The organism is Microbacterium sp. NPDC058021 (assembly GCF_042885955.1).
In the GTDB taxonomy this organism is placed as follows: Bacteria; Actinomycetota; Actinomycetes; order Actinomycetales; family Microbacteriaceae; genus Microbacterium.
The window spans coordinates 85668-103451 of the sequence record NZ_JBHVRF010000007.1 but is presented as its reverse complement, the minus strand read 5'-3'; the positions used below and the strand labels follow the sequence as shown (position 1 = coordinate 103451).

The 17784-nt window shown below is 71.8% G+C and carries 15 protein-coding genes; 9 read left to right on the top strand and 6 right to left on the bottom strand.

The genetic code is table 11. The features are described from left to right. Nucleotide 1: 1 nt before the first annotated feature. Genes ACFVR6_RS15210 through ACFVR6_RS15185 form a run of 6 tightly spaced genes read right to left on the bottom strand, consistent with a single transcriptional unit; the run spans nt 2 to nt 6972 of the window. Nucleotides 2-1582 (bottom strand): serine hydrolase domain-containing protein, encoded by a 1581-nt coding sequence (locus ACFVR6_RS15210; protein ID WP_386964541.1) that lies wholly within the window; start codon nt 1580-1582, stop codon nt 2-4. Further along, a complete protein-coding gene (locus ACFVR6_RS15205) occupies nt 1579-3420 on the bottom strand; it encodes a membrane dipeptidase (RefSeq protein WP_386964539.1) in 1842 nt (613 codons plus the stop codon). The genes ACFVR6_RS15210 and ACFVR6_RS15205 overlap by 4 nt, the downstream gene beginning before the upstream one ends. A 4-nt stretch (nt 3421-3424) precedes the next feature. Continuing rightward, nucleotides 3425-4306 (bottom strand): aminodeoxychorismate lyase, encoded by an 882-nt coding sequence (locus tag ACFVR6_RS15200; protein ID WP_386964537.1) that lies wholly within the window; start codon nt 4304-4306, stop codon nt 3425-3427. Nucleotides 4307-4319: 13 nt separating this feature from the next. Further along, entirely contained in the window at nt 4320-5444 is a 1125-nt protein-coding gene (gene menC / locus ACFVR6_RS15195; RefSeq protein WP_386964535.1) for an o-succinylbenzoate synthase, read from the bottom strand. Further along, the gene (locus ACFVR6_RS15190) at nt 5441-6133 is read right to left on the bottom strand and encodes a MurR/RpiR family transcriptional regulator (protein WP_386964533.1); all 693 of its coding nucleotides are present in this window, start codon (nt 6131-6133) and stop codon (nt 5441-5443) included. Before ACFVR6_RS15190 ends, menC begins: the two co-directional genes overlap by 4 nt. After that, nucleotides 6130-6972 carry a hypothetical protein gene (locus tag ACFVR6_RS15185; protein WP_386964531.1) on the bottom strand — a complete coding sequence of 281 codons (843 nt, stop codon included), beginning with the start codon at nt 6970-6972 and terminating at the stop codon, nt 6130-6132. Before ACFVR6_RS15185 ends, ACFVR6_RS15190 begins: the two co-directional genes overlap by 4 nt. Nucleotides 6973-7084: 112 nt before the next feature. Between ACFVR6_RS15185 and ACFVR6_RS15180 the strand changes: the two genes are divergently transcribed. From ACFVR6_RS15180 to ACFVR6_RS15140, 9 genes are all read left to right on the top strand, one after another. After that, entirely contained in the window at nt 7085-8197 is a 1113-nt protein-coding gene (locus ACFVR6_RS15180) for a M20/M25/M40 family metallo-hydrolase (protein WP_386964529.1), read from the top strand. 314 nt (nt 8198-8511) lie between these two features. After that, nucleotides 8512-10365, top strand: coding sequence for an ABC transporter substrate-binding protein (locus ACFVR6_RS15175; protein ID WP_386964527.1), 1854 nt, complete (start codon nt 8512-8514; stop codon nt 10363-10365). A 76-nt stretch (nt 10366-10441) separates the two neighbouring features. After that, nucleotides 10442-11485: an ABC transporter permease gene (locus tag ACFVR6_RS15170; RefSeq protein ID WP_386964525.1), complete on the top strand. Its 1044-nt coding sequence runs from the start codon at nt 10442-10444 to the stop codon at nt 11483-11485. Next, complete coding sequence (locus ACFVR6_RS15165) at nt 11482-12393, top strand: ABC transporter permease (RefSeq protein ID WP_386964523.1); 912 nt, start codon at nt 11482-11484, stop codon at nt 12391-12393. The genes ACFVR6_RS15170 and ACFVR6_RS15165 overlap by 4 nt, the downstream gene beginning before the upstream one ends. Next, nucleotides 12393-14048: an ATP-binding cassette domain-containing protein gene (locus ACFVR6_RS15160; protein ID WP_386964521.1), complete on the top strand. Its 1656-nt coding sequence runs from the start codon at nt 12393-12395 to the stop codon at nt 14046-14048. Before ACFVR6_RS15165 ends, ACFVR6_RS15160 begins: the two co-directional genes overlap by 1 nt. Then, nucleotides 14045-15028, top strand: coding sequence for a S66 peptidase family protein (locus tag ACFVR6_RS15155; protein WP_386964519.1), 984 nt, complete (start codon nt 14045-14047; stop codon nt 15026-15028). The genes ACFVR6_RS15160 and ACFVR6_RS15155 overlap by 4 nt, the downstream gene beginning before the upstream one ends. Continuing rightward, nucleotides 15025-15864 (top strand): serine hydrolase, encoded by an 840-nt coding sequence (locus ACFVR6_RS15150; RefSeq protein WP_386964517.1) that lies wholly within the window; start codon nt 15025-15027, stop codon nt 15862-15864. The genes ACFVR6_RS15155 and ACFVR6_RS15150 overlap by 4 nt, the downstream gene beginning before the upstream one ends. After that, nucleotides 15861-16925, top strand: a complete 1065-nt coding sequence (locus ACFVR6_RS15145) for a C45 family autoproteolytic acyltransferase/hydolase (RefSeq protein ID WP_386964515.1) — start codon at nt 15861-15863, stop codon at nt 16923-16925. Before ACFVR6_RS15150 ends, ACFVR6_RS15145 begins: the two co-directional genes overlap by 4 nt. Beyond that, nucleotides 16922-17740, top strand: a complete 819-nt coding sequence (locus tag ACFVR6_RS15140) for a serine hydrolase (protein ID WP_386964513.1) — start codon at nt 16922-16924, stop codon at nt 17738-17740. Before ACFVR6_RS15145 ends, ACFVR6_RS15140 begins: the two co-directional genes overlap by 4 nt. Nucleotides 17741-17784: the final 44 nt, after the last annotated feature.

Sequence of the window (17784 nt, the reverse complement as noted above, 5' to 3'; positions counted from 1 at the left end):
CTCAGTCGAGGTCGACCGCGTGGTGGTCGGCGATCCCGGGCGTCTCGTCGCGGGGTCTGCGCCCGGTGGCATCGGCCACCGCGATCGACACGCTCTGCACGATCGGGTCGGGAAGACCCACCAGGCGCACGTCGCATACCAGCGCGCCGCGCTCGCACGGCACGATCCAGCGCAGGGCTGCGGCGTCGGGCGCCGTCAGGACGCGGGCCTCGAACGGGGCGATGTCCGTGCGCACCGCGCCGACCTCCGCGTGCGCGGCGGCGATGCGTTGTGCACGCACGCCGGCCGGCACGTCGGTCAGCACGTTGCCGGCGAGCAGGTCGCCGGCATCCGTCAGCGGGCGTCCGGCCACCAGCAGGTCGTCGATGCGCCGGGCCGCCGCGAGGGTCTCGGGCCAGGGCCGCACGACCGCGGCGGGCGCGTTCACGCGGCCCAGCATGTCCGCCAGGAGCGGGGTGGCGACCCCGCCCGCCCGGAATGCGTCGGAGTTGCCGAAGACGACGACGCCGATGCCGGTGGCCGGATGCCAGCGCATGTGCGACGAGAACCCGGGAAGGCCGCCGGCGTGCTGCACGATGCGACCGAACCGACGGTCGTGCTCCACGACGAGGCCGTACCCGTAGCCGGCGCCGGCGAGCCCGAACCCGTGGCCGGCCCTGGCGAGGTTGGGCTCGCCGGTCGTGACGTTCATGAGGGTGTGCGCGGTCTGCATCTCACGGCGGGATGCCGCGGCGAGCACTCCGGCAGCCGCGGGGGCGTCGCCGAACGCGGAGCCGAGGAACTGCATCCAGGTCGCGATGTCGTCGACCGTGCTGAACAGGCTCCCGATGCAGGCGAGCGCACCGGAGCCGACGTAGGGCTCGGGGGTGAAGGTGGCGCCGCCGTCGAACGTGCGGAAGCCGCTCGCCAGGTCGGTGCCCGGCGCGTAGGCGTCCGCCGAGGGGCGGGTGTCGGCGAGGCCGAGGGGGTCGAGCATGCGCGCGCGGATGACCTCCTCCACGGGGCGCCCGGTGACTGCCTCGATCGCGCGGCCGACGAGCGACTGGCCGATGTTGGAGTACTGGTACTCGGTGCCCGGCGGCGCCGACAGCGGGAGCCCGGCGGCCACGAGGGCGCCCAGCTGCGCGCGGGAGTCGCCCAGGTGGTCGTCGCCCCACGCGTTGTCCTCGCCGAGGCCGCTGCGGTTCGACAGCAGCGCATCGAGGGTGAGCCTCACGGGGGTGCCTTCGAAGTGGGCCGCGGCGACCTCGGGCACGTAGTCGGCGGCGGGCGCGTGCAGGTCGAGCAGTCCTTCGTCTCGCAGCGACAGGGCGGTGGCGGCGAGGAAGCTCTTCGACATCGACGCGATGCGGAAGACGGTGCCGCGCGCGGTGGGCGCACCGTCGCGCCGGGGTTCGCCGTGCGCGGCGACGGCGAGCACGCGCCCGCGGTGGGTGATGGCGGCAAGCGTCGCCGGTGCCGGGCGCGTCGCTGCGGCGTCGAGCCGTGCGGCGAGGGCCGCTTCGGCGTGGGTCGTCCACTCCGCGGGAGCGACGGCGGGCGGCACGGGGCGGCGGGTGCCGAGGGCCGCCGCGCCGGTCATGACAGCACCCCCGCGCCGCGGTCGGCGGCTGCCGCGGCGGTGCGCGCCGCGGCTGCCGCGCGCACCTCGGCGGCGAACCCGGCCGCCAGTGCCCGGCTGACCCGGGTGTTGTGGGCGTCGACCGCGCGCGCGGCATCCACCAGCTCCGCCACCGGGCGGTCCTCGGGGGTGGGTGTGGTGGGCTCGGTCCACCCCAGCAGGTCGTCGGCGCCCACCTCGGGGTGGAACTGCAGCCCGCGCACGCGCTGGCCGAGGCGGAACGCCTGCAGCGCGACGGCGTCGCTCGAGGCGAGCAGCACCGCCCCCGGCGGGAGCACCGTGATCATGTCCTGGTGGTTCTCGATCATCGGGGCGCCGTCGCCGAGCGCGCCGATGACCGCGTCGACCCGGCCGTCGGCCGAGGTCGTGATGCCGGTCGCCCCCCGTTCCTTCGGTCCGAACGAGGCGCGCACCTCACCACCGGCGACGTGGGCGAGCAACTGCCCGCCGAGGCAGATGCCGAGGGTGGGGAGGTCCGCCGAGATCGCCTGCTGTGCCAGCTCCCGCTCCGCGGCGAGCCACGGCGCGCGGTCGTCGTCGTCGGGCATGAGCCCGCCGCCGAGCATCACGAGTCCGTCGTATCCGGCGAGGGTCTCCGGAAGACCCTGCTCGCCGGCTACCACCTCGACGGCGATGCCCTCGTCGGCGAGCCACCCGCCGAGCCGGCGCACGCCCGACGAGGCGGCGTTCTGCACGACCAGCACCCGAGGCTGCGCAGCCGCCCGTGCGGCGACGTCGACGGCGGGGCGCAGCGCCGCGGCCGAGGGGGGAGCGGCCTTCCCGGCGAGGAAGGCGAGGTGGTCGGCGTCGGAGGCCTCCAGCACACGCAGCACGTTGCCGTGCGCGAGGGCTTCGAGGTCGGCCTGCGACCAGCCTCGCCCGCGCAGCTCCGACAGCAGGTCCTGGTACGTCGAGACGTCGTGCAGGCCGTCGGGCATGGCATCCGTGCCGTCGTAGTCGGCGCCGAGGCCCACCGCATGCACCCCGGCGATGCCGCGGATGTGCTCGATGTGGTCGGCGACGTCGGCGATGCCGACGGCCGGGGCAGGGCCCCGCTCGCCGGCCCGCACCCAGTCGCGCCGCGCCTGCGACACGAAGGACGGGACGAAGGCGACCATGACGACCCCGCCGCCGGCGCCGATGGCCGCCAACACGTCGTCGGGCACGTTGCGGGGGTGGTCGCAGAGAGCCAGCGCCCCGGAGTGGCTGACGATGACGGGCCGGATGCTGACCTCCAGCGCATCGCGCATCGTGCTCGGCGCCACGTGGGAGAGGTCGACGAGCATGCCGATGCGGTTGAGCTCGCGCACCACGTCGCGCCCGAACTCGGTCAGCCCGCCGTGACGCGCGTCGTCGGTCGCCGAGTCGGCCCACGGGATCGTCCGCGACCAGGTGAGGGTGAGGTAGCGGGCGCCGAGCCGGGCGTACTGGCGCAGCACCGCGAGCGATCCGCCCAACTGGTCGCCGCCCTCGACGCCGATGAGCGAGGCGATGCGCCCCGCTGCCATCGCGTCGCGGACGTCCTGCGCGGTGCGGGCGAACGCCAGGCGGTCGGGATGGTCGCCGATGAACCGGTGCACGAAGTCGATCTGCTCCAGCGTCGCTGTGACCTGCTCGGGGCCCGTGAGCGCGGCATCCACCCACACCGACCAGAACTGTCCGGCCACCCCACCTGCGGCGAGCCGCGGCAGGTCGGTGTGCAACGTGGGCACCGAGCCGCGCAGCCCCGTCGTGTCGTAGCCGTGGTGCTCGCGGCGCGCCCAGGCGAGGTCGTTGTGGCCGTCGATGACGGGGATCATGGCGTCACTTCCTCCGCGCGTCGAGGTGGTCGCGCAGTCGCTCGGTGAGGACGTCGTCCACAGCGAACTCCGTCCCGTCGATCGAGCGTACGGCGGCCGCACCGCGCGTGCTGGAACAGAGCCATACGGCATCGGCTCCGAGCAGATCGGGGACCGTCAGCCGCCGCGTGGCGACCTGTTCACCCCACCCGCGCAGCGCGGCGAACACGTCGGCCTGCGTCGTGCCGGGCAGGATGCCGAGGTCGGGGGGCGGGGTGAGGTACCCGCCGTCGATCCGCACGATGAGGGTCGAGGTCGGACCCTCCAGCACGAACCCGTCGCTGCTGACGAACACCACATCCTGCGCGCCGCGCCGCCGCGCCTCGCGCAGGGCCGCCATGTTGACGGCGTACGAGAGCGTCTTCGCGCCCTGCAGCAGCCAGGGCGAGGTCTGGGCGACGTCGTGCCGGTAGCCGCGATCGAGCAGCACCACGTCGATCGGGGCGGGCGGCGCTGCGGGCGGCGCGCTCGGCGCGAACCCGAGCAGCCAGCCCGTGCCGGCGCCGTCGCCGGCCTCGTCGCCGCGAGAGAGGACGAATTTGATCGCCGCGCGCGGGCGCAGGGTGCCGAGCTCGGCGGCGGCGGTGAGCACGGCGTGACGCCACAGGTCGCGTCGAGGGTCGGGCAGGTCGAGCAAGGCGGCGGAGCGTGCGAAGCGGTCGAGGTGCTCCTCGAGGGCCTGCGGGGTGCCGTCTACAACGAGCACCGTCTCGAAGACGCCGTCGCCGCGGGTGGCGCTGAGGTCGGTCGCGGTCAGCACGGTCTCCCGCGCCGGGACGCGGCGCAGGGCCAGGTCGGGAGCGGCGCCGGAGGCGAGGTCGAGCACATACAGGACGAGCGGTTCCATGCTTCCTTCGTTCTCAGGCGGCGACTGCGGCGGTGTCGAAGCGCCGCGAGGTGTTCTCGATGATCCAGTCCACGTCGACGTCGTGGCCGAGCCCAGGCGAAGCGGGCACCGTCACCCGCCCGCCCTCCGCCACGACCGGCGGCACGATGACGTCGCGGGCGTAGTACTTGTCCGACCCGGACACGTCCGACGGCAGTGTGAACCCGGGCAGCGACGAGAGCGCGACGTTGGCGGCGCGGCCGACCCCGAACTCGTGCATGCCGCCGCACCACACCGGCATCCCCGCGTCCCGCGCCACGTCGTGCGCCCGGCGGGCCGCGGTGAGGCCCCCCATGCGGGACACCTTGATGTTGAGCACCCGCCCGGCGTCGAGGGCGAGCATGGTGGCCAGATCCGCCAGGTCGACGATCGACTCGTCGAGGCACAGCGGTGTGGACAGCTGCGCCTGCAGCCGCGCGTGCGCGACGAAATCCCGCGGCGCGAACGGCTGCTCGATCATGGTCAGCTGCTGGTCGTCGAGCGCACGGAACACCTCGAGCGACTCGGCCGTGTCGGGATAGGCACCGTTGGCGTCGACGTGCAGATCGAGGCGGGGATGCGCGGCGCGCACGGCGGCGACGGGCGCGGCATCCCACCCCGGGGCGATCTTGAGCTTGACCCGCCCGTACCCGGCGGCCACCTGGCGCTCGACCTGCGCGAGCAGCGCGTCGATGCTGGGCTCGATGCCGAGCGACACCCCCGCCGTCACCGTCGTGCGGGTGCCGCCCAGCGCCGCGGCGAGCGGCTGCCCCGTGGCGCGCGCGTGCAGATCCCACGCGGCGATCGAGAAGCCCGCCTTCGCGAACTCGTGCCCGCGGATCTTCGCCCACGCCTGCTCGAGGTCGGCAGGGGTCTCCCAGTCGGTGGCGAGCACCGCCGGCACGAGATAGCGCACCGCGATGGTCCACGCCGTCTCGGTCGTCTCCGAGCCGTAGTAGGGGTCGGCGGGCGAGGCGATCTCGCCCCACCCGACCGTGCCGTCGGCGGTCGTGGCCTCCACGAGAAGGTGATCGAGCGACGTCTTGCGGTGCGAGCTGGTCTCGAACCCGTGCACGAGTGGCAGGCCGACGTCGAAGATGCGCAGCCGGTCGATCCTCACGCGTTGGACTCCTTGCCGGGTTCGGGGTGGTGCAGGCCCAGATCCGCCGCGAACCGGTCGCGGTTGGCGAGCCGGCGGCGGGCGCCCTTGGCGCTGGCGGTGGTCAGCGTGCTGAGCAGGTGGCACACCGCGGCGACCGCCGTGGGCGAGTCGGCGTACGAGGCCGAGTGGGTGTGCACGCGGATGACGGCGGATGCCACCTCGGTCAGCGGCGCGCGGTCGCTGTCGGTGATGAGGATCAGCTGCCCGCCCGCCTCGTGGAACAGCCGGCCGAAGCGCACCGTCTCCTCCCGGTAGCGGCGCATCGTGAAGGCGACCAGCACGTCGCTCGCGCGCACGTCGGTGAGGACCGTCAGCGGTGAGAGGGCGCGACCGTCGACGAGGAAGACGTTGGAGAGCGTGGTGGCGAGGTCGGCGCTGAGCAGCTCGGCGTAGGCGGCCGTCTTGCCGCGCCCCGTGACGTACCGGCGGCGTGCGCCGAGGATGAGGGCGGCGGCGTGAGTGACCTCGCCGGTGCGGCTGAGCTCCTCGAACGTACGCGCAAGCGACCGGGTCTCGGCCTCGATGACGCGCGCCTGCAGCGCCTCGGCCGACATGTTGGTGCGGAAGCGCTCGCCGTAGCGGGCGCCGGGGGAGTCCAGCGAGCGGTCCAGCTCGCTGTCGTCCATGTCCTGCGGCTCGGTGGTCATGAGGCCTTCACCCCTTCCCTGGGTGGCATGGTCGCGCGGCGCGGGACGGCGAGGTAGGCAGCCGTCCCGGCATCGATCCTCCGGCACGCGACGAGCACTCTCCCGCCCTCGATCAGCGCGGTCATGGCGGTGCGCACGCGGCCGCGCAGGACGTCGGCTGCGGCATCCGCCTCGTCCTGTCGCCCGGCGACGCCGGCGATGTCGGCCGGCACGGCGAGCCACGCGGCGGCGTGCGTGCCGCCGTCGGCCGCGGCGAGGGTGCCCGGGACGACGCGCCCCCAATCGGCGCGGCCGAGCGCGGGCGGCTCGGCGTCGCGGAGGGCCGCGTAGGGGTCGGTGGTGCGGCGCAGCGGCCAGTCGACGACGATCCGGTCGGTGCCCGGTCGGTCGTAGTAGTCGGGCACGTAGGCCACGCCCTCGGCACCGAGCACCGAGAAGTTGAAATGCGCGTTGCGGGACAGCAGTGCGTCGAAGGTCCACCGCATCGTCTCGTGGCCCCACTCCAGCGCCACGCGTCGCTGACATTCCTTGAGCAGGCGCCCGACGCCCCGGCCCTGATGATGGGGATCGACGACGGCCGCCTGGGAGTAGTGGAACTCGCAGCCGTCGGCGTCGCGCCCGGCGAACCCGTAGGCGAACCCGACGAGCTCGTCGTCGGGGGTGAACACGCCCACGGCCGAGCCGCCGTTGCGGGCGAGTGCGCTCAGTAGGTTGGGGTTCAGCGAGAAGTCCGGGTCGGCGTAGCCGAAGACGCGCGCGTAGAGAGCGGCGGCCTCGCGGTAGGCGGACGCATCGCCGAGGCACTCCGCACGAAGGGGCAGGGAGGGTGCTGAGGGCACGATACGTATCCGATGTTGGAGGAATTGCGGGCTACGCGACTGAAATTATCTGACCGTACCGGCGGTAGCAAGACTCGATATGTTACGTAAAACGAAAATCTGGAAGGGTCGCATGAAGGACACTGCCGCCGAACGGACGACCGTGCTCGATCGCCTCGAGCAGCTGGTGCGCGTCGAGTCACCCTCGCGCGACGTCGCCGCCAGTGAGGCGATGGTCGACCTGCTGGGTACGTGGTGGCGCGACCTCGGCGCCTGCGTGCGCGTTGTGCGCACGGATGCCGGCTGCACCCTCATCGCCGACCTCGATGGCGACGGCGACCCCGTGCTGCTGCTCGGCCACTCCGACACGGTATGGCCGCGCGGCACCCTCGAGGGGGACCTACCCTGGTCCGTCGACGGCGACATCGTGCGTGGTCCCGGGGTCTACGACATGAAGAGCGGGCTCGTGATGATGCTGGCCGCCGTCGAACGACTTGTGGATCGGCCCCGCCGCGCGGTGCGGGTCGTGGTCGTCTGCGACGAGGAGATCGGCTCGCCGACGACGCAGGAGCTGCTGCGCGAGGCCGCGGCCGGTGCCGCAGCCGCGATCGGGTTCGAGTCGCCGCACCCCGACGGGGCGCTGAAGGTGGGCCGCCGCGGCAGCACGCGGGTGAACCTCCGCGTCCGCGGCCGGGCCGCGCACGCCGCCCTCGATCCCGCGGCGGGCGTCTCGGCGATCGACGAGCTCGTGGATCAGCTGATGGCGGTGCGGCAGACCGTGATCGACCCGTCCCTGCCGAGCGAGGTGCTGTGCAACGTCGGCACCGTGCGCGGCGGTGGGCGGGCCAACGTCGTGCCCGCCGAGGCCGAGGCCGAGATCGGGCTGCGCTTCGTCGACCGCGACGCCGAGGAGCGGGTGCTGCAGGCGTTGCGCTCCCTCGCGCCACTGCGTGCCGATGCCGCGGTGACCAGCACGGTGCTGAGTCACCGCCCGGCGTGGCAGGCCTCCGACGGCGACCGTGCGCTGCTGGACGAGATCGCCCGGGCGGGCGCGCCGCTCGGGCAGCGGGTGGAGGGTCGTCCCGCGGCGGGGGCCGGTGACACGAACCAGGTCGGCAACTTCGGCATCCCCACCGTCGACGGGTTCGGGCCGCGCGGCGGCGGCGCCCATGCGTTGACCGAGCACCTGTCGCTGTCGTCGCTGTGGGAGCGCATCGCGCTCCTGGCGGCCGTGCTCGAGCGATAGTCGGAAGGTGGATCATCCGTTACGGATGATCGGGCCTATGCGCATCGGCATCGCGGCCGCTGTCGTGCGCATGCTGCATGCCCATCTGTGCTGATACCGCGCATGTTGCGCATTATGTACGTGTCACGCGCAGTTTCTGTGCAGATCGAACAAGCGTGGTGACGCGTGTCGCCATGTAACAGTCATGTGAAATCGTCGCGTAATCGGCACGATCGGACACAAATACGTTGACCCCGTCATCGACGATGAGGTTCTATGTAGTCCATCGCCGGCCCGGAACGCCGCGGCCGAGGTTCTTCATGAAAGGAACCCTCATGCCCCACCGTTCTGGAAGGCGTGCCCGTTGCACGCTGGCCGTGGTCGCCGCAGCGGCGCTGATCGCCCTGCCCGTCGGCGCCGCCCACGCCACAGACACCGCTCCCGCGGTGGTCGCCGCCGAAGCGACCGCGACGCCCGAAGCCGATGCCACGACCTTCCGCATCGCCACCTCCGGCTTCGTCGACACGTTCAACCCGTTCGTGTCGATCTACCTGCTCCCCACGAACACCATCCGCTACGTCTACGAGTACCTGGTGCAGAACAGCGCCGAGGACGGCTCCCCGACGAAGGGCCTCGCCGACGACTGGGAGGTCGAGGACGACGGCATGACGTGGGTCTACACCCTGCAGGACGACCTGTTGTGGTCCGACGACGAGCCGATCACCTCGGCCGACGTCGTCTACACCTATGAGCAGATGATGACCGTGCCCGAGCTCAGCGTCGCCAACGGCAACCTGGTGTCGAACTTCGAGAGCGTCGAGGCCCCCGATGACAAGACCGTTGTCATCCGGCTGAAGACCCCGCAGGCGCCGAACCCGGGCACCGAGGTGCCGATCGTCCCGAAGCACATCTGGGAGGAGATCGACGACCCGGCCACCTACGCCAACGACACCGACGTCGTCGGCTCGGGGCCTTACGTGCTGGAGAGCTACAGCGCGAACCAGTCGATCACGCTCCGCGCCAACCCCAACTTCTGGCAGGGCGCGCCGAAGGTCGACCGCATCCAGTACGTCTACTACACCAACTCCGACGCGCAGGTGCAGGCGCTGCGTGCCGGCGAGGTGGACTTCGTCTCGGGGCTCACCCCTACGCAGTTCCAGGCGCTCGACGGGGTGGAGGGCATCACCGCCCACTCCGGTGAGGGACGCCGCTACCACTCGATCAGCATCAATGTGGGCACGGTCACGCGAGACGGCCAGCCCTACGGCACCGGCAACGAAGCGCTCAAGGACGTCAACGTGCGCCAGGCGCTGCGCCTGGGCACCGACACCGAGACGCTGCTGGAGCGCGTCATGGAGGGCCGTGCGACTCCCGCGACCAGCTTCATCCCCGCGTCGTTCCCGAAGTGGGCCCTGCCCGCCGACGACGAGGTGATCATGGCGTACGACCCCGAGGCGGCGATGGCCAAGCTCGAGGAGGCCGGCTGGGTCGTCGGGGCCGGTGGCATCCGGGAGAAGGACGGTACGCCGCTGCAGCTGCGTCTGCTGGTGGATGCCGATGACATCATCGAGCAGTCCATCTCGGAGTACTTCGTGCCGTGGATGCAGGAGATCGGCGTCGGCATCACGGTGGAGTCCACCGACGGCGACACCATCAGCGACCGCGCGGTCAAGGCCGACTACGACATGTACTTCAGCGGGTGGAGCGTCAACCCCGATCCCGACTACCAGCTGGGGATCAACCTGTGCTCGACGTTGCCCACGGGCACCGACGGTTCGGGCGGCACGAGCCAGGACGGCTACTGCAACCCCGAGTTCGACGCGATGTACGCCGAGCAGCGCTCGGAGCTCGACGAGGAAGCGCGTCAGCAGATCGTCCACGACATGCTGGCGATGAACTACACCGACACCGCCCAGATCGCCACGTGGTACCCGAACTCGCTCGAGGCCTACCGCTCCGACCGCTTCACCGGCTTCACACTGCAGCCGAAGGACGGCGGCATCATCGCCAGCCAGGCCGGGTACTGGGGCTTCCTCACCGTCGAGCCCGTCTCGGCCGAGGCGGCGCAGGCGGAGGAAGGCGGAGTGCCCACCGGGCTCATCGTCACCGGCGTGATCGTCGCCGTCCTCGTGATCGGCGGCATCGTGTTCGTGCTACTGCGCCGGCGGAAGATGGCCGACGTCGAATGAGTGAGGGGATGCCGCGACCGAGACGATCGGCCGCGGCATCCCTGCCATCGCCCGCACCCCTGGACGAAAGAACCGCATGACCAACACGGTGCCGCCCACCGAGGAGATCCTCCTCGCCGAGACGGGGTCGGACAAAGCGCCGCGACGCGTCTCGGCGCTGTCGTACTTCCTGTCCAAGCTCGGCGGCGCCGCCGTGAGTATGGCGATGGTGATCCTGCTCGGATTCTTCGCGTTCAAGATCCTCCCCGGCGACCCGGTCGCCGGCATCGCGCGCGAGCGCCAGCTCAGCCCTGAGCAGATCGCGCAGCTGCGGTCGCAGATGGGCCTGGACAAACCGCTGTGGCAACAGTTCACCGACTATCTGGTGAATGTGTTCACCCTCAACTTCGGCGAAAGCTACGTCTACCGCACGCCGGTGGCGGAGCTCATCGGCGACTACTTCTGGAACACGATCCTCCTCACCGGCACGTCGGCGGTGATCGCGATCACACTCGGGCTGTGGCTCGGGCAGAAGGCCGGCTGGCGGCCGGGGTCGCTGTTCGACCGCATCACCTCGGGGATGGCGCTCGTGCTGTGGTCGGTGCCGACCTTCTGGCTGGCGCTCATCCTCCTCATGGTCTTCGGCGGCACGCTGCAGTGGTTCCCGACCGGAGGCATGACCTCCCCCGACCCGCCCACCGATCCGCTCGCCCTTGTGCTGGACGTCGCCGCGCACATGGTGCTTCCGGTGGTGACGATGGTGGCCGTCGTGTACGCCCAGTACGTCATGGTCATGCGTGCCTCGCTCATGGAGGAGAAGAGCGCCGACTACCTCGTCACGGCGCGGGCGAAGGGCCTGCGCGATGACCTCGTGCGCCGCCGGCACGCGGTGCCCAACGCGCTGCTGCCCGCCGTCACCTTGATGTTCCTGCATATCGGCGGTCTCATCGCCGGTGCCGTCACGGTCGAGACCGTCTTCTCCTGGCCGGGCCTGGGCAAGCTCACCTTCGAAGCCATCAGCGGGCCCGATCTGCCGCTGCTGCAGGGCACGTTCGTCGTCTTCTCGGCCGTCATCATCGCCACCAATCTGATCGCCGATCTCATCTATCGACGACTCGACCCGAGAGTGAGGCGCGGATGAGCGCGCACGTCGCATCCCGTTCCCCGCGCGCCATGGCGTGGGCGCGGCGCCGCACGGCGTTCGCCCGGTTCGCCCGGGAGTTCTCCCGCAGCCGCTCCGGCATGGTGGGGCTCGTCTTCCTGGTCGTCATCGTCGCGCTCGCCTTCCTCGCACCGGTCCTCGCCCCGGCGTGGATGCTCGATGTCACCAAGGTGATGGACTCGCCGCGGTTCGCGCCGCCTTCGTGGGAGCATCCTCTCGGCACCGACCACCAGGGCCGCGAGCTGTGGGTGCGCATGCTCTGGGGTGCGCAGGTGTCGCTGCTGGTCGGCTTCGCCGCGACGGCGATGTCGATGATCATCGGCACGATCGTGGGCATCGCGGCGGGGCACTTCACCGGCATCCCCGGCGCTCTGCTCATGCGCCTCATCGACTTCTTCTTGGTGCTGCCCTCGCTCATCCTCGCGATCGTGCTGTCGACGGTGCTCTCGCGGGGCGTGTGGACGATCGTCATCGCGATCGGGCTCACCTCATGGGCAGGGACCGCCCGCGTCGTCCGCGCCCAGACGCTCTCGGTGGAGTCCCGTGACTACGTCGAGCGCTCCCGCGTGCTGGGCGCCGGTCACTGGCACATCATCGTCAAGCATCTGCTGCCCGCCGTGCTGCCGCTCGTGCTGGCCAACACCACTCTCACGGTCGGTTCGGCGATCATCTCGGAGTCCACCCTCGCCTTCCTCGGCCTCGGCGACACCACCCTGCAGTCGTGGGGTGCGGTGCTGCGCAACTCCATGGACGTCTCGGCCGCGACCAGCGGCTACTGGTGGTACGTGCTGGTGCCCGGCATCGCGATCGTGCTGGTCGTGCTCGCCTTCACGCTCGTCGGTCGCGCCGTCGAGACGATCGTCAACCCGACCCTGAGGAGCCGCTGATGCCCGATCTGAGGTTCGAGGACGTCTCCATCACCTACCGGACCGCGGGCGGCGGGGTGCGTGGCGAGATCGCGGCGGTGCGCAGCGTCGACCTGACCCTGCCCGCCGGCGGCACGCTCGGCATCGCGGGGGAGTCCGGTTCGGGCAAGTCGACCCTCGCGATGAGCGTGCTGCGGCTGCTGCCCGGAAACGCCCAGCTCACCGGACGGGTGATGGTGGGCGACACCGACGTGACGGAGCTGAGCTTCGGCAAGCTGCGGGCGCTGCGCTGGGCGGATGCCTCGATCGTGTTCCAGGGTGCGATGCACTCGCTCAACCCGGTGCGCACCGTGGGTCAGCAGATCCTCGAGGCACTCGAGCTGCACGTCGCCGACGGCTGGAAGACCGAGGCCGCGCGCAAGGAGCGCGTGAGTGAGCTGCTGCGGGCCGTCGACCTGCCGCCGCTCAAGGCCGACTCGTACCCGCACGAGCTGTCGGGCGGGCAGAAGCAGCGCATCATGATCGCGATGGCCCTCGCGTGCGAGCCGGAGATCATCATCGCCGATGAGCCCACGACAGCCCTCGATGTCATCGTGCAGCAGCAGATCCTCGAGATGATCAGCCGCCTGGTCACCGAACGCGGCATCTCGCTGCTCATGATCAGCCATGACCTGTCGGTGCTCGCGAGCGCCTGCCAGCGCATCGCGATCATGCGCGGCGGCGAGGTCGTCGAGGTCGGCGACGCGCTGGAGGTCTGCACGCGCGGGCAGCACCCCTACACGCGCCAGCTCGCCGACGCCTTCCCGACGATCGGCGACCCGGCCTCGCGGCGTAATCCGGTGACGCGGCGCGACCGCTCGGATGCGGCATCCGACCCGCAGCGCAGCCCCATGACCGATGAGGTGCTGTTGGAGGCCCGCGGGCTCAGCGTCACCTTCCACAGCCGCACGAAGTCGGCCCGCGCCGTGAAGGACGTCGACCTCGTCGTGCGTCGCGGCGAGATCCTCGCACTCGTGGGCCAGTCGGGCTCGGGCAAGACGACGCTCGCCCGCACGCTCGTGGGTCTGCAGCAGCCCGACCCCGGTTCGGTCGTCCGCTTCCGCGGACGCGACCTGCCACGCAAGGGCAAGGGTCTGCACGCCTTCCGCAAGGAGGTGCAGATGGTGCTGCAGGACCCCACCGCCGCCCTCAACCCCAAGCTCAGCGTGTACGAATCCGTGGCCGAGGGGCTGCGCGTGCAGCACTACCGCGGCGACGAGAAGGAGCGGGTGGCGCAGAGCCTGACCGATGCCGAGCTCACCCCTCCGGAGGACTTCTTCACCGCGATCCCGCAGGAGCTCTCCGGCGGACAGCGTCAGCGCACCGTGATCGCCGGCGCGCTCGCCGTGGGGCCGCAGCTGCTGGTCGCCGACGAGCCCGTCGCGTCGCTGGACGCGTCCGCGCGCGGCGAGATCCTCGGCCTGCTGCTGTCGCTGCGCGACCGGCTGGGGCTCAGCGCCCTCGTCATCACGCACGACCTCGGGCTTGCGTGGAACATCGCCGACACCGTCGCGGTCATGTACGAAGGCGTGATCGTCGAGTACGGCCCCACCGAGCAGGTGCTGCTTCGCCCGCAGCACGAGTACACCCGGCAGCTGCTGTCGGCGGCGCCCACGATCCAGCGGACCATCGCGTGAACGCGCCGGCGCTCGCCGCGGACCGGGCCGCCTACCTCGACTCCGCGCCGCTGAAGCAGGGCGACCGGGTGCGCTTCGTCTCCCCGTCGGGGCCGGGCAGTGCCGAGAGCCTCGAACGCGCGGTGGGCTACTACCGCGACTGGGGGCTGGACGTCGTCGTCGGCGACCACGTGCTCGACCCGCACCCGCGCGCGACCTACCTCGCCGGTGCCGATGAGGTGCGCAGGCAGGACCTCGTGGATGCCTGGTGCGACCCCGACACCGACGCGGTGGTGTGCTTGCGGGGCGGCTACGGGGCGATGCGGCTGCTCGACGGCATCGACTGGGCATGCCTGCGCGAGGCGTCCTCGCGCCGCGACGGACGACCGAAGCTGCTCACCGGATCCTCCGACGTCACGGCGCTGCACGAGGCGTTCCGCGTGCACCTGGACGTGCCCACGCTCTTCTGTCCCATGCCGGGCAACGACGTCTTCCGAGATGTCGAGGGCATCCGCGACGACGTGCGCCGGTGGCTGTTCGAGCCGTGGCGGGGCCGGAGCATCGTCGGCCCGCGCACGGAGGTGCTCGTGCCGGGCCGTGCGGCCGGCCGCTTCACCGGCGGCAACCTGTCGCTGCTGGCGATGGGGCTGGGTTCACCCGAAGCCACGGTGGTGCCGGACGGCATCCTGTTCCTGGAGGACATCAACGAGGACGCCTACCGCCTCGACTCCTTCCTGCTGCAGCTGCGGCGCTCCGGCAGGCTCACGACCGCCGCGGGGATCGTGCTGGGGTCGTGGCACACCTGCGCCGAGCCGGACACCGTGCGCGCGCTCATGCAGGACGAACTCGGCGGCCTCGGAGTGCCGGTGCTGTGGGAGCAGGGCTTCGGCCATGCGCCCGACGCGCTGAGCATCCCGCTCAACGTCGACGGCGTGCTCGAGGCGGATGCCGGCGGGTCCGCGGCCGCGGGTGTGCGTCTGGCCGTGGGGGAGCGGGCGTGACGCCGCTCGTCCTGCCCGCGTTCGACCCGCGCGCCCAGTGGTCGGTGCGGGTCGTCGCCGACGACGGCACGGTGCTCGCCGAGCACGACCCCGACGTCGTGTGCGAGACGGCCAGCGTCGGCAAGGTCTTCCTGCTCATCGAGGTCGCCCGGCGCCTGCAGACGGGCGAGATGTCGCCCGAACAGCGCATCGAGATCCCCGTGGAGCACCGGGTCGCCGACTCCGGGCTGCTGTACCGCATGGCCGATCCGCGGGTGAGCGTGTACGACGCCGCGCTGCTGGTGGGCGCCGTCAGCGACAACCTCGCCACCAACGCCCTGCTGTGGATGTGCGGCCTGGACGCCGTGCGCGAGGTCGCCCCCGCGCTCGGGTACCGGGATACGGCGTTGCACGACTACATCCGCAACGAGCGCACCCCCGACCTGCCCTGGACACCGTCGTACGGCACCGGCGCGGAGCTGTGCGACCTCATGCGGCGCCTCGGCGCAGGCGACGTGATCTCGCCCACCGTCAGCGAGCAGGTGTTGACGTGGCTCGCGGCCGACACCGACACGTCGATGGTCGCCGACGCGCTGCTGCTGGACCCGCTCGCGCACGCCGAGGCCGAGTACCAGGGCATGGTGCTGCGCCACAAGACCGGCACCACCTCGTTCGCCCGCATCGACGTGGGGCACCTCGCCGGTCCCGCCGCGAGCGTCGCCTACGCGGTCGCGGCGAACTGGAAGGGCTCGCGGTGGGACCTGCGTGCGCCGGTTCTCGATGCGATGCGCGAACTCGGCGAGACGCTGCGCGCGCACGTCACGGCCCGTCCGCGCGACGCCGAGCCGCTCACGTGAGCGTCGTCGTCGAGCGCCCTGGGGAGGTCTCGGGCCTGGAGTGGACGGTGCTGCGCGGCGACCGGGAACAGGTGTTCCGGGCGCTCGGCGAGGTGCACGCCGCAGGCATCGCGCGGGTGCGCGAGCGCCAGGACGGCATGTGGCAGAGCCTCGTGCGCCGCGCCGAGGGCGCCGCGAACGATCGGTTCGCGCAGGTCGTGGCATCCAGTACTCGTCTGCTGCCGGTGGAGGCGCAGGAGGTCGAGTGGATGGCCGCCGGCGCCGGCGTCGAGGTGGCGGAGCTGTGGGCGCTGAACCTGCGCGGCGACCTCGGCCGCGACGGCCTCGGCTGCAGCGACCTGGCGGTCGCCGTCGACGGCGGCGTCGTGATGGGCCACAACGAGGACGGCGACGGCGAGCTGCAGGGCGACGTGCGCCTGGTCACCCTCGACATCGAGGGTGACCCCTCGGTCACCGCCGTCTGGTACCCCGGCATGCTGCCGGCCAACGCGTTTGTCACGACCTCGGTGGGGCTGAGCTTCGGGATGGACCACGTCTCGGTCGCCGTGGCCGACCTTCGCGGCGCCGGCCGGCACCTGGTCGCCCGGCACGCGCAGCGCCAGCACGACGGGGATGCCGCGCGGGCCGCGCTCACCGACGTCGCCTGCGCCGGCGGATTCGCGTTCGACATCGCCGACGCGGCCGGCCGGGTCGACCTCGTCGAGAACGCAGCGGGGCGGGTGGCGACCGCTTCCGGCGGATTCGGCGCGCTGCGTCACACCAACCACCTGTGCCTCGACGATGTCGCCGGGTTCCTCGGCGCGGACCCCGACGCCGCCGGACTCGCGGAGAGCCGGGGGCGCCTTGCCGCCCTCACCGCCGCGTGCCCGAGCCCTGCAGACCGCGGCGACGTCTTCGGGGCGCTGCGGGCGCCGGGCGTTCTCAACCGCGTCGAGGATCTCTGGACCTACGCGACCATCGTGGTCGACACCGCCGCGGACACCGTGATGCTGCAGGCATCCGACGACCTCTGGACCGGACGACTGAGCGCGTTCGCGCGCGGAGAGCGGGTGAGCGCATGAGCATCGACTTCGACGCGTGGGAGCAGCGGCTGCCCGGGCTGCACGTCTCGGCGCTCGCCGTCGACCTCGACGACGATACCGTCGTGTTCGACCACCGCCCCGACCTCGTGCTCGACACCGCGAGCGTGGGCAAGATCTTCCTGCTGCACCGGCTGCTCACCGAGGTCGACGAGGGTGCGCGGAGCCTGGAGGACACCGTCACGCGCCGGCCGGTGGAATGGATGGACGACTCCGGTCTCTGGTACCTGCTGCAGGCCGACACCCTGTCGCTGCACGACGTGGCCGCCCTGATCGGTGCGGTCAGCGACAACGCCGCGACGAACACGCTCTGCCGCGTGATCGGGCTGCCGATCGTGCAGGAGCACACCCGCACGCTCGGCTACCTCGACTCGGGTCTCGACGACGTGGTGCGCTGGCCACGCCCGCCCGGGGCGCCGGTGACGCTGTCGCACGCGACGGCTGCCGACCTCGTGCGGTTCGTGCGGCGCACCGCCGACGGCGTCGACCTCAGCCTCGCGTCGACCGACACGCTGCAGCGCTGGCTCGGGGCGGGGATGGACCTGTCGATGGTGGCATCCGCGTTCCATCTCGACCCGCTCGCGCACTACGGCTACGACCGCGGTGTGTGGCTGTGGAACAAGACCGGCACGATCTCGACGGTGCGTGCGGACACGGGGCTCGTGATGTCGCCGACGCGGCGCATCGCGTACGCCGTGCTGGCGAACTGGGAGCGCGGCACCGACGTGCGCGACGAGGTACTGGAGGCGATGCGTCAGGCGGGCGAGGTACTGAAGGCCGGGCTGAAGCGGGAGTGATGCGCCGGCCGGTCGCGGGTGTGGGGGCCGCTTCGGCACGCAGG

Bases quoted from the DNA above. Each gene is read 5' to 3' on its own strand.
- ACFVR6_RS15210 (WP_386964541.1), bottom strand. From the start codon at position 1,582: ATGACCGGCGCGGCGGCCCTCGGCACCCGCCGCCCCGTGCCGCCCGCC.
- ACFVR6_RS15205 (WP_386964539.1), bottom strand. From the start codon at position 3,420: ATGATCCCCGTCATCGACGGCCACAACGACCTCGCCTGGGCGCGCCGC.
- ACFVR6_RS15200 (WP_386964537.1), bottom strand. From the start codon at position 4,306: ATGGAACCGCTCGTCCTGTATGTGCTCGACCTCGCCTCCGGCGCCGCT.
- ACFVR6_RS15190 (WP_386964533.1), bottom strand. From the start codon at position 6,133: ATGACCACCGAGCCGCAGGACATGGACGACAGCGAGCTGGACCGCTCG.
- ACFVR6_RS15180 (WP_386964529.1), top strand. From the start codon at position 7,085: ATGAAGGACACTGCCGCCGAACGGACGACCGTGCTCGATCGCCTCGAG.
- ACFVR6_RS15175 (WP_386964527.1), top strand. From the start codon at position 8,512: ATGCCCCACCGTTCTGGAAGGCGTGCCCGTTGCACGCTGGCCGTGGTC.
- ACFVR6_RS15170 (WP_386964525.1), top strand. From the start codon at position 10,442: ATGACCAACACGGTGCCGCCCACCGAGGAGATCCTCCTCGCCGAGACG.
- ACFVR6_RS15165 (WP_386964523.1), top strand. From the start codon at position 11,482: ATGAGCGCGCACGTCGCATCCCGTTCCCCGCGCGCCATGGCGTGGGCG.
- ACFVR6_RS15160 (WP_386964521.1), top strand. From the start codon at position 12,393: ATGCCCGATCTGAGGTTCGAGGACGTCTCCATCACCTACCGGACCGCG.
- ACFVR6_RS15140 (WP_386964513.1), top strand. From the start codon at position 16,922: ATGAGCATCGACTTCGACGCGTGGGAGCAGCGGCTGCCCGGGCTGCAC.